General features: G+C 38.8%; 8 protein-coding genes. 2 read left to right on the forward strand and 6 right to left on the reverse strand.

Translation table 11 applies throughout. The features are described 5' to 3' along the window. Together EHQ62_RS11720 and EHQ62_RS11725 are read left to right on the forward strand one after the other, a co-directional pair. Complete coding sequence (locus tag EHQ62_RS11720) at window positions 1-1,812, forward strand: penicillin-binding protein (RefSeq protein WP_135642999.1); 1,812 nt, start codon at window positions 1-3, stop codon at window positions 1,810-1,812. Further along, complete coding sequence (locus EHQ62_RS11725) at window positions 1,813-3,720, forward strand: motility associated factor glycosyltransferase family protein (protein WP_135643001.1); 1,908 nt, start codon at window positions 1,813-1,815, stop codon at window positions 3,718-3,720. It begins immediately after the preceding gene. Here the strand turns inward: EHQ62_RS11725 and EHQ62_RS11730 are convergent. From EHQ62_RS11730 to EHQ62_RS11755, 6 genes are all read right to left on the reverse strand, one after another. Next, window positions 3,689-4,756 carry an OmpA family protein gene (locus tag EHQ62_RS11730; protein WP_135643003.1) on the reverse strand — a complete coding sequence of 356 codons (1,068 nt, stop codon included), beginning with the start codon at window positions 4,754-4,756 and terminating at the stop codon, window positions 3,689-3,691. The genes EHQ62_RS11725 and EHQ62_RS11730 overlap by 32 nt on opposite strands. A 62-nt stretch (window positions 4,757-4,818) precedes the next feature. After that, a complete protein-coding gene (locus EHQ62_RS11735; protein ID WP_135643005.1) occupies window positions 4,819-6,315 on the reverse strand; it encodes a sigma 54-interacting transcriptional regulator in 1,497 nt (498 codons plus the stop codon). Between the two features lie 4 nt (window positions 6,316-6,319). Continuing rightward, window positions 6,320-7,447: a peptide chain release factor 2 gene (gene prfB / locus EHQ62_RS11740; protein ID WP_135643007.1), complete on the reverse strand. Its 1,128-nt coding sequence runs from the start codon at window positions 7,445-7,447 to the stop codon at window positions 6,320-6,322. Window positions 7,448-7,470: 23 nt separating this feature from the next. Then, window positions 7,471-8,310, reverse strand: coding sequence for a hypothetical protein (locus EHQ62_RS11745; RefSeq protein ID WP_135643009.1), 840 nt, complete (start codon window positions 8,308-8,310; stop codon window positions 7,471-7,473). Then, window positions 8,311-9,588, reverse strand: a complete 1,278-nt coding sequence (gene purD, locus EHQ62_RS11750) for a phosphoribosylamine--glycine ligase (protein WP_135643011.1) — start codon at window positions 9,586-9,588, stop codon at window positions 8,311-8,313. Then, complete coding sequence (locus EHQ62_RS11755; RefSeq protein WP_135643013.1) at window positions 9,578-12,262, reverse strand: valine--tRNA ligase; 2,685 nt, start codon at window positions 12,260-12,262, stop codon at window positions 9,578-9,580. The genes purD and EHQ62_RS11755 overlap by 11 nt, the downstream gene beginning before the upstream one ends. Window positions 12,263-12,363 lie beyond the last annotated feature (101 nt).

Below are 12,363 nucleotides of genomic sequence, written 5' to 3' on the forward strand. Positions count from 1 at the left end.
ATGACAGAATACAAACTTCGTTTTAAGTATATTTTTTATTTTATCCTCTCGTTATTCGTCGTTTTAATTTTCCGTGTGGTGTATCTCACCTACTTCAACGAAAACATCATCAACCTAAAAGCAAACAAATATGTGCAAAGGGGAACAATTTACGATCGCCGAGGGATCGAACTGGCAATCTCAAGAGAATCTGCAACTGTTGGGATAGATCCCTCCAATATCTACGATCCAGAACTCACCGCACAAGAGTTAGGCCCTGTTCTTGGAATTCCAACAAACAAATTGATGGAAACCATTCGCGACAAACAAAATTATTTTTTGTTAAAACGTGAAATTGATTTAAGCAAAGCAGAAAAAATCAAAACACTTTCCCTTCCAGGTGTCCGTGTTGAAAAAGAATACAAACGGATTTACCCACAAGGAAGCCTTGCGGCCAGTTTGCTTGGGTTCACTGGTTATGATGATGACAAAGCCTTATCGGGCCTTGAGATGTTGTACAATTTGGAACTTTTGTCCACAGCGGATGCAGAGTCATCTAAAGGAAATAATGTTCACCTAACAATTGACAGTATCATTCAATATCGTTTGGAAAAGTCCTTACAAAAAGCCTTCCAACAAACTGCATCCAAACGTGGGATCGGGATGATTATGGATACAGAAACTGGAAAAATTTTGGCCATGGCATCCTTTCCAAGTTTTGATCCCAATCATTTCCAAGATTTCCCAGTGGAATCTCATACCAATTGGTCGATCCGACATGTGTATGAACCAGGATCCACGATGAAAATTTTTATCGCACTCATGCTTTTAAACGAGGGTAAAATTTTACCAGGAGAACGATTCCATTGTCCAGGTTACATTGAAATTGGCAAAACAACCATCCGTTGTACGGATAACCATGGCCATGTTAACTTGGATGAAATATTACAATATTCTTGTAATGTTGGAATCATTAAGGCCGCACAAAAAATTGATGAGGCAACATATTATCGTTATCTGGACAATTTTAAATTTGGAAAACGCACTAATTTTTCTATACACGAAGCAAAAGGATACCTCGCCCCTCAAAACAAATGGAATAAAAGTACTCCCTACTTCCTCTCCATTGGGCAAGGGGTTTCCGTTACACCCATCCAACTCATAACAGCTGCTGCAGCCGTTGTGAATGGTGGGATTTTATTTGAACCGTCGGTTGTATCCCAAATTACAAATTCTTATGGGGAATTGGTACATGAATTTTCCAACAAATCAGAATTACTTGGGATTAAACCTGGAGCCGCCGCAAAAACATTAAATGCGATGGGAAAAGCAGTTTCACAGGGAACAGGGAAAAAAGCTTATTTGGAAAACTACTTCATCGCAGGAAAAACCGGTACCTCTCAAAAAGCAAAAGCAGGGGCTGGGTACCAGGCAGGACTTTTTACAGCAAGTTTTCTTGGATTTTTTCCTGCCGACAAACCAAAGTATGTTGGTCTGATTGTTTTTGATGAACCTGGTGGGGAGTCACATACAGGTGGAGGGATTGCTGCTCCTGTTTTTCGTGAAGTCGTGGAAAGTATCATTCCGATCGTGGAACGAAGTGAAAAGGCCTTGGTTTACAGATTGCAAAACCAAAAAAACAAAATATTTAAAGTAGATCCTAAACAAATGCCAGACCTCACAGGACTCACCGCTTCCGAAGTTCTGCAAGTGTTAAAACAATTAAAAGTTACTTACACTCTTGAAGGATCTGGTTTTGTTAAAACGCAAGAACCAAAACCAAATGCCTCAATTTCACCTAACATGAATGTAAAAATCGTATTGGAACCGTAAGTGAACGATTCGTTTCTTTCCAAAAATTTAGCGAGTTTACCTTCTGCTGTTTCGGAATGGATCCAAACTGAGAACACCATGGTAGAGGGAACAAATTACAGACGAGTGTTATCCAAAACAGGAGATGATACTTTAGTCATAGATGGGGTCTGGATCCATAGCCAATTTGATCCGAAAAAAGAAGCCTTACGATTTGTTACCGAACTTCCACATGATGGAACGGAACGGATTTATCTATTGTTTGGTGCTGGTATTGGTTACATCATTCCCTATTTATTAGAAAGACCTAAAGTTACTATCCTGTGGATGGAACCTTTTCCCTTTCTGATATTCGAAGCATTTCGCAAATTTGATTTTTCGGAAGCTTTTTTGTCGGGTAAACTTGTCCTCATCACTGGAGAACATTTAGAAGACCAACTTTCAGAAGCTGTCAAAGGAAAGGGAACCCATCCGATTAGTTTTGTACCTCACCGCGGGTCCTGGCAATGGAAAGAATCTGACTATGTACGATTGAAGCACATCGCCGAACAAATGTTTCACAAAAAAGATGTGAACCTTGCGACACTCACTCGATTTGAAAAAATTTGGGTAAAAAACATTTGTTATAATCTTCCCGAACTTTCAAAGTTTCGCCCTGTCTCTGATTTGTTTGGGATAGCGAACGGATTAAAAATAGTCATCGCCTGTGCCGGACCAAGTTTATCCGAATCCATCCCAGAACTCCGTAAGTATAGAAACCAATTCTTATTGCTTGCAGTTGACACAGCAGTTCCCATCTTAACTTCTTTTGGAGTGGACCCAGATCTGATTTATTCGGTTGATCCACAAGCTTTGAATAGCCAATACCTAGAAGATTATAAAGGCGAAGGGATTTTAATTTTTGATCCTACATCGACTTATATCAGTTTGCGATTGGACAAAGGACCAAAAAAAGGATTTGTGACTTCTTCTCCATTCCCTCTCATCCAATTATTAGAAAAAACTTCTTCTGGAGAAATTGGCTCTGTTCCATTCGGTGGATCCGTTTCTACAAATGCCGCAAGCCTTGGCACTCTAATGGGTGCCGAGAAAGTGTATTTAGTGGGGCAAGATTTGAGTTTTACGAAAGGCCTTGCCCACTCCAAAGGAGCAGTCTTAGAGGAAAGGCTCAATTACTTAGAATCAAGAAAGTTTCGGAGAGAAAAACATAATTATAAACAACTCTTTGCCCTTCCACAGAAACAAGTCCTCGGGAATTCAAATGAAACTTACATCACAAACGAAAAGATGTTAATTTTTAAAAAATGGTTTGAAGATCACACAAAAGAAAATCCGTGGACCAACTTAACCAAGTTTGGTGCTAAATTAGAAGGGATGGAACATTCTAGTTTTGAAAGAGAATTTTTGAATGTGAACAATGATTCAGAAAAAGAAAAAGAGTCGGTTCAAAATGCAAAGGATTTGATCCAATCCAAACTAATGCACAACCCATCCTTTTTTGACCAATCTATACTTACAAAAGACCTACAAAATACCATTACGCAGTTAAATGAATTTGTGGTATTAGTGAAACAAGGTCTTAGTGTTTCGCAAAGGATTTACAACCAAATAAAAAAAAACCAAATCAATCCCAAAACATTTTCTGAAGATATCAAACAAATGGATCGGATTGACGAAGAAGTATCACAAAAAAAAGGTTTAAATGAAATTCTAAGTTTAGGAATCCAACGAGTGATTTTAACGATCACCGAAGGTTATGATGAACATCTGAGTTTGGAAGAAAAAGAAGATCCAAGGCTCGGAGTGGCAAAAAAATCTTTGTTATTGTACGAAGGATTATTTGAATCCGTTCGGTCTACCAAACGGATGCTCACAAAATCTTTGTATCGTTTACAAACTAATCTGCAGGATTTACGGATAGAACGGTGAAATCTACCCTTCTATTTTTGATACGACCAACTTCTGTTTGGTTGGTATCAATTTCTGCTGTTTCACCAAAACCTCGGTATTCGAGTTGTCCCGGGTTCACACCATTTTTAATCAGTTCATCATAAATAAACTTAGCTCTTTCATCAGACAAAATTTTATTTTCGTCCATCTCACCAATGAAACAAGTATGGCCTTTCACACGAACTTTGATCCCTGGGTATGACTTAAGTGCATCAGCAAGCGTTGCAATTTTATCCGCTGCCAAATCTTCAGTAGCCATACTCTGTTTGATAAAACGAATTTGAAGGTCATTGATAAAACGAATTGCCTTGGCCCTAGAATCAAATTTGTTTGATACCTTTCCGGTTTCCAAATTAACTCTTTCTAAGGAACGAGAACTTGTTTCCAATCCTTGGTTTGATCCATTTTCTTTGTTGGTACCAATCGATTGTGTATTGCGATTACAACTACGCACACCAAAAAATAATAGTACAATCAAAAACAAAACAATAAGGCCAATAAGAATGTACTTTCCGAACTGGTTTTGTTTTGGTGTGATTTGGAATTTATTTAACGCAACGAGTTCATTGTATTCCGGTGTGGGAGCAACTTCGTAGTTGGATTCTTCTCTAGAATCATAAATCTCCATATAGGATGATTCCGATTCATCGACAGTGATCGATGTTTTTTTAGAACGTGAAGATTTGGATTTGTTTGATGATTCTTTTGTGTTAGCTGATTTAGATTGTGTTTTTTTCTTAGCAGCAGGAACCGAGATCTTGGCTGCCCATTTACGGATTTCAGATCTTAGGTATTCGTCGGCATCAGGTGAAAATTTAAAATTATCTCGGATGTATTTGACAGTGCGTTTTTCAACATCAGTATAATCACCACCATCTTTGATGGCATCAAATAGTGTTTTGGCTACATTTTTGCCAATAGGAGCTTTGCTGCGTTTGGTGGCCTTCTCTGCGATTTCTAACAATTCATTGTCATATTGTTTACCACTGATGGTTCGGTAATAACTTTCTGCCACTTCGAAGCTCCTTTCTTTTACTATCGACCAAGTTGGCCGTTCGATCCATTCTTTTCTTGGGATTAGGTGCTGAAACCACCCAGAAATTGGTTATTTTTGAGTTTATATTGCAAGGAACCACGGCTGATCCCTAAAAGTTTTGCGGCTTCTTCTTGTGTGGAAGCTCTTTGGAAGGCCTCTTTGATCCAAATTGCCTCCAATTTTTCAATCGCTAAGTTTAAGGATAAGTTCTCGCTAGGTGTAAGAACATTTGTTCCGTCTCCAAATCCAGAAGTTTTGCCACGTAGTTCTTCTTCCCGTTTTCCATCTTGTTGGAAAGAATATGGTTCCAGAACTGTTTCTTGCGGGACAAGGACTGCGTATTGGATGACAGATTGGAGTTGGCGCACATTCCCACTCCAGGGCATTCCAGTGAGAGCTCTTAGTGCCTCAGTTGAGAAGGATTTGTTTTTTCCATATTGTTTATTGTAAAGGTATAAATAATGATGCGCAAGGAGTGGAATGTCTCCTCTTCTTTCACGTAAGGGAGGTACACGTAGTGGAACTTCTGCTAGGCGGTAATACAAATCCATCGAAAACGTTTCTTTTTGGATGTCTTCCAAAAGATCTCGTTTGCTTCCGGTAAAGATTCGTATATTTAATACTTCTTCTTTTTTTTTCGCATTGGGATTGGGTATCGATTTATCTCGTAAAGTTTGGAAGAGTTTGTTTTGTAAATTTGAAGGTAAGTCTCCTATGGATTCGATGTATAAGGATCCACCATTACTTTGTTCTAATTTCCCTTGATTAAAAATTTTTCCACTGAAACTTCCAAAAAGTTCTGCTTCCAAAAGTTCATAACTCAAACCAGAACAGTCTACAGTGTGAAAAGGAGCATTTTTCCTTTGCGAGATAAAATGAAGGGCCTTTGCTACTAATTTTTTGCCTGCTCCCTCTTCTCCAATGATCATCACCGAAATATCGGAAGGACCCACTTGACGGATCCTGTGTTTTAAAAATAGTATACTTGGATCATAACCCAAAATTTCTTCAACAGGATCTTCTTCCCGTTTGGATTTTTCAAACGCTTCCTTTGCAATCCTTTCTTCTAAGATTACGATTGTTAGCTGTGAAGCAAAAAGAGTAGCTTGGTTGATGATGTCAGGGGAAAAAAAGTTTACTTTGTCAGATTCTAAGTTAAGGACTCCTACAACAGAGTCTCGGGTAAGTAAGGGTATCGCTAGTTCAGATCTAACAGTTTCAATAAGTTTTACATAATCTTTATCTAGGGTTACATCGGGAACATAAGTGATTTCTCTTGTGGATGCCGCACGTCCCGTAACACCAAAGTTAAACGGAAGTTTTGCAGCAATTTTTTTCTCCCAGTCCATGCCTTTGGCAGCAACAATGGTAAGGACCTTTTCTTCTTGGTCCATAATCGAAATACTCCCCGTCGAGGCACCAAAAAGTGTAAGTGTCATTTCCAAAATGAAATTTAAACGATCCGTAATATTCGGAAGTTGTTGGATTTCTTTTTGGATTTTCCTTAATGCACCAGAAAAATCCTGTTTCACAGACATGGGATTATACTTTAGCGTTTGCCTTCTGATTTGTCAGGTATTTTAAATAGGCAATGATAAAATCTTCAAGGTCTCCATCCATCACAGCGTGGACATTTCCTGTTTCAAAATCGGTTCTATGATCTTTTACCATATTGTATGGATGGAACACATAACTTCGAATTTGTGAACCCCAAGCAATGTCCCGTTTTTCGCCTGCTTTTTTGGCGTTTTCTTCTTCGGCTTTTTGTTTTTCCATCTCGTAAAGTCGAGCCTTTAACATTTTCATCGCCGTATCACGGTTTTTGATTTGGGAACGTTCCATTTGGCAAGAAACAACAACGCCTGTGGGAATGTGTGTGATCCGAACCGCAGAGTCGGTAGTGTTTACGTGCTGTCCCCCAGCTCCCGAGGACCGATATACATCCACACGTAAATCTTTTTCTTCAATGTTTACTTGTATGTCATCATCCACTTCAGGTGTTACATAAACAGATGCAAATGAAGTATGCCTTCGTTTGTTCGAGTCAAAGGGAGAAATCCTTACAAGACGGTGAACCCCTGACTCACATTTTAAATACCCAAAAGGATGGTCACCTTGTATGTATAAGGTGGCGTTTTTTATTCCTGCTGTTTCACCCGGTTGGTAGTCGACAAGCTCTGCACGGTATCCTTTTTGCTCACAAAACCTTGTGTACATTCTAAGCAACATATCCGCCCAATCTTGTGATTCTGTTCCGCCGGCACCTGGATGAATGTTGATAAAAGCAGCCTTCCCATCATCTTTCCCAGAAAGAGCATCTAACATCTGCAAGTTTTCAAATACTTCAAACATTCGATCAAAATCATCGTTTAATGATTTTAAACCAGTCTCTCCCATCTCTTCAGATGTGAGTTCAATCAAATCAGGGAAATCCAAAAGTTCTTTTTTTAAGTCCAACCAAGGATCTAACTTCATCTGAAGTTCATTGCGTTTTTGTGCTACATTTTTCGCTTGTTCAGGAGAGTCCCATAACTTTGGGTCATTTGCTTTCTCAATCAATGATAATAAACGATCATAGTCTTCTTGGAAATTTTGTGCTGTCCAATACGTTTGAAATGATTCAATCATTTCAGTAGTTTGTTTTTTTAATTCTTTTAGTGGTCTATCCATAATGCATTAATCCGAAGTATATATTAAAACAAAGAATCTTTGCGTAATCGTTCTACTTCCCATTGGAATGTTGTTTCACGAAGTTGAGGTGTGTTACCTTCCACGGTTCCTACTAGGGAATAACTCGTTTCTTTCCCATATGTTTCAGGTAGTTTTTTTAGAATGAATTTTCCTGATTTGATGAGATCGATCACATGTAGTAAAAATGGATCTTTTTCCTTACGACTCATCTCTTCCATTGCATAATAAAAAGTAGATAATCCTTTATAAAACCAATCGATGTATTCACTTTTGCCACGTGGCCAAATTTGTTCCAATCGAATCTCTGATTCTTGTACGAGTGACTTACCTAAAAATGGTTTTTGTAATACACGGCATTGGAAATAAATTTCAAAATTTAAATCCCTATCCCCACCTTTCTCAAAATCTACGCCAATCCAACGGATCCATGATTTTTTTTCTTTGATTGGTAACGCAGGGATGAGGGCAAATAAATACCCTTGGTCTTTAAAAATCCTTTCATGTGCAAGGTGTTCTAAAATTTCAAGTGGGATCATATAATGGCCTTTTGACCATTCAATCACGTAAGGAATAGATTCCAATTGAAGATACTCTGGCGGAGTTTCCGTACGGATGATATCACCAAACTGAGTCAAGATGAAGATAAAGGATAAAAGTTCTTGGCGACTAAGGCTTGATAAGACACTCACAGAACCACTTAAATTTTGAAGGGCTCTGCGAATCATTAAATGTTGTTGGAGTTGGGTTTGATTTTCGGATAAAATAATCCCTAGGTGTTTTTCAAAATTGCGAAGTTTTGATCGTTCGCAAGACTTAAAATTTCCTGAGAGACTAAATGGCACTTAAAGGGCTCTCCTACCTATATCTTTTCTGTAAAATGTATTCGGAGCTTTTATTTTTCCTAAGAAAAGGTAACACTCATCAATCGCATTTTTTAAACTATTCCCAAAAGAAGTAATGCCAAGGATACGCCCGCCATTCGCAAGAATCGAAGAGTTTTCTTTTTTTGTTCCTGCATGATACACAACCACATTTCCTTCGTTTGGTGGTATTTCCAAAGTCATTCCTTTTTCTGGTGAATCAGGATACCCCTTGGCCGCAAGCACAACTACAGCAGAAGAACCTTGTTTTAACTTTAGGTTTCGTTCTGGTAGATTTCCGGTGGCAGAGGCATAAAAAATTGGCAAAATATCCTCATCGAGAAGTCGCAATACACATTGTGTTTCAGGGTCACCAAATCGACAATTGAACTCAACTACATTTGGTTCTCCTTCTTTTGTGATCATAAGTCCAACATAAAGAAGGCCTTTGTATGGGTGACCAGACCTCTTAAAATCATCTAACATAGGTTCAATGATTTGCGATTTGACTTTTGAAAGAACTGAATCAGTTACGATGGGAGCCGGTGCATAAGCACCCATTCCACCAGTGTTTGGCCCGATGTCTCCATCATACGCACGTTTGTGGTCTTGGGCTGCAGGCAAACACATGTACCTTTCCCCATCAGTAATCACAAAAAGAGAAGCTTCTTCCCCTTCCAAAAAGGATTCAATGACAACTTTGTTGCCACTTTGACCAAATTTGGATTCTAAAAAGATTTCATCTAAGGCACGTTTGACTTCTTTTAATTCAAATGCAACAGTTACACCTTTTCCTGCCGCAAGGCCATCTGCTTTCACAACCAATGGTAACAATTCTTTTTGTGCATAACTCCAAGCAGATTCATGGTCGGTGAAAACTGCAAACGAAGCAGTGGGAACTTTTGCGCGTTTCATCATTTCTTTTGCGAAATGTTTACTACCTTCCACTTGCGCACAATAGGCGGATGGCCCAAAACATGGGATTCCAATTTCATCACACCAATCCGCAATTCCATTCACAAGTGGATCTTCAGGACCCACCAAAACTAGGTTTGTTTTCGATGATTTTAAGTATTCAAAAAACTTTGATTTGTCGGTGATGGAAATCTCATTTGGAGTTAGTAAAACATCAGAGGTAAATCCTCCGTTCCCTGGGAATACTTTTAATGATTCCAAAGAATTTGATTTGGAAACTGCATCCGCTAACGCATGTTCCCTTCCGCCACTTCCTAATAATAAAACTTTATATTTATTTTCCAATTTTTTCCAACGCCCTAACTGTACTTTCTAATTTCTCTTTCCAAGTGTTGTATTTTTCCCTTTCTTTTTCCACAACATCTGGTTTTGCTTTTTCCAAAAAGGAAGGATTATTGATTTTGTTTTCTAATTTTTCCATTTCGGATTGGATTTGTTTTTTTTCTTTTTCCAATCTTTGTTTTTCTTTTTCAAAATCAAAAATCCCTTCTAATGGTAATATGATTTCACCGATTGAAAACGCACCTACCGAATCGGTATTTTTTAATTCATAAGTGTCTAAAAATTCCAAAGTCTCTGCTTTCGATAATTGCAGAATGGATTTACTTTCGCGTTCCATCATTTCTTTTAATTCTTTATTTGCGCACTTTAGAATCACCTTACATTTTTTCTCGGGTTTGACACCAAGTTCAGCACGCATATTTCGAATTTTCGTAATGATCTCGCGCACAAGTTCCATTCGGACGACAGCTGGTGATGACGCAGAGACTCCGTAAGCTTTTGGAAATTCAGTTTTTGCTAACTCTTTTGTATCGAGAAGAGAATGGATTTCTTCTGTGATAAATGGCATAAAGGGATGCAAAAGTCCAAGTGATTTTTTTAAAAGACTCACAAGGACTTGGCGTGCTTTTTCCCCAGACTCGGGAGTGACGTTACCATACACACGAGCTTTGGTTAATTCCAAGTACCAATCACAAAACGATCCCCATACGAAATCGTAAATTGCATTCGCCATTTCAAAGAACAGATATCCAGAATATGCTTTTTCATACCTTGCAAACATTTGGTCAAATTCATTCAAAATCCAAAGGTCCGTGTCTTCCAATGTATCTAAGTCAGGTTCTTTGGGAGAAAAATCTTCCGGTAAATTCATAAATATGAACCGACTAGAATTCCAAATCTTATTACAAAATGAACGATAACCATCTAACCTAGATTCGTCGAAAAGAATATCCTTTCCTTCCGGTAAAACGGCTGCCAAAAAGAACCGAAAACTATCGGTTCCGTATTTGGACATCATGTCTAGTGGATCCACAACATTGCCAAGTGACTTACTAAACTTCTTTCCATCTTTATCACGAACAAGTCCATGGATGAGAACCTTTTGGAACGGAATATCACCCATAAATTTAAGACCATTCATGATCATCCGAGCGACCCAAAAGAAGATGATATCAAAACCTGTCACGAGAACAGAAGTTGGGTAGTATTGTTTCAGTTCTTCTGTTTGTTCGGGCCAACCAAAAACAGAAAATGGCCAAAGCCCAGAAGAAAACCAAGTATCCAAAACGTCTTCGTCTTGTTTGATCGTATCTTTGGTTACAGAAATTCCTTTTTTCTCAAATAGAGAAATGGCTTCTTCCAATGATTCTGCCACCACCATATCACCGTTTGGTGCATAGTAGGCAGGGATTCTATGCCCCCACCACAGCTGGCGGGAGATACACCAATCGCGGATATTTTCCATCCATTCAAAATAGGTTTTTTCCCACATCTTTGGTTGGAACTGAACCTTTCCCGATTTCACTACTTCAATCGCAGGTTTGGCGAGGGATTCAATTTTCACAAACCATTGTGTGGATAACAAAGGTTCGATGACAGCTCCACCACGTTGGTTGTGACCTACACTGTGAACATGTGTTTCAATTTTTTCAATATAACCTTTGGATTCCAACTCTTCCACCACACGTTTGCGTGCTTCAAAGCGGTCGAGTCCATTGTATTTCCCTGCAAATGAATTCAGAGTTCCATCCAAATTCATAATGTTGATTGGGGTTAAATTGAGCCTTAATCCAGCTTCATAGTCATTTGGGTCGTGAGCTGGGGTGATTTTCACAAGTCCAGATCCAAATTCTTTGTCCACAAAGGAATCAAATAACACTGGAATTTCTTTTTCAGCAATTGGTAAAAATACAAACTTATCTTTTAAGTCCGAATAACGTTTGTCATCTGGATGAGCACAAACGGCAACGTCACCAAACATGGTTTCTGGTCTTGTGGTTGCGACTACAATGTATTCGCCAGGCTTTAATGATTTTGGATCTTTGGTTTTGAATTCAGCCTTCGGGTATTTAATATGGTAAAGTTTCCCTTGTTTTTCTTTGTACTCCACTTCGATATCAGAAATGGCAGTTTTAGTAACAGGGCACCAATTGATGATTCGTTCCCCACGGTAGATCAATCCTTCATCAAAAAGAGTTCGAAACACCTTGATCACAGCTTTGGAAAGACCATCATCAAAGGTAAATCGTTCCTTTGACCAATCAACAGATTCACCGAGTAACCGTTGTTGTTTGGCAATCATTCCACCTGAATGTTTTTTCCATTCCCAAACTTTTTCAATGAATTGTTCGCGAGTGTAATCGGTTCTCGATTTACCTTCCTTTGCTAACTCCCGTTCAACGACTACTTGAGTGGCAATCCCAGCATGGTCCATACCAGGTACCCATACCACGTTTTTCCCTTTTTTACGTTCGATGCGAATGATGATGTCTTGGATGGTATGATTGAGAGCATGGCCAATGTGTAAATTCCCTGTGACATTCGGTGGTGGGATGACAATGGAAAATGTTTCTTTGCGCGATGTGTCAGGTGCAAAGGATTGTTTTTCTTCCCAGATTTGGTTCCACTTTGGTTCTACAGATTCAGGATCATAACGGTCGGGTAGATGTGATTTCATAGGGTCGATCGATTTCTTGGACTTTACTATGTTTCGTGATGAGTTTAGGGGTCAAGGATGAAACAAAGTCCCATAGGTTCGCATTGACAGAAAGCTGGTCT

Source organism: Leptospira jelokensis, from assembly GCF_004769635.1.
Classification (GTDB): domain Bacteria; phylum Spirochaetota; class Leptospiria; order Leptospirales; family Leptospiraceae; genus Leptospira_A; species Leptospira_A jelokensis.

What these genes read in the sequence shown, in the direction of transcription:
- EHQ62_RS11720 (WP_135642999.1), top strand. Translation starts at nt 1, where the DNA reads ATGACAGAATACAAACTTCGTTTTAAGTATATTTTTTATTTTATCCTC.
- EHQ62_RS11735 (WP_135643005.1), bottom strand. Translation starts at nt 6,315, where the DNA reads ATGTCTGTGAAACAGGATTTTTCTGGTGCATTAAGGAAAATCCAAAAA.
- prfB (WP_135643007.1), bottom strand. Translation starts at nt 7,447, where the DNA reads ATGGATAGACCACTAAAAGAATTAAAAAAACAAACTACTGAAATGATT.
- EHQ62_RS11755 (WP_135643013.1), bottom strand. Translation starts at nt 12,262, where the DNA reads ATGAAATCACATCTACCCGACCGTTATGATCCTGAATCTGTAGAACCA.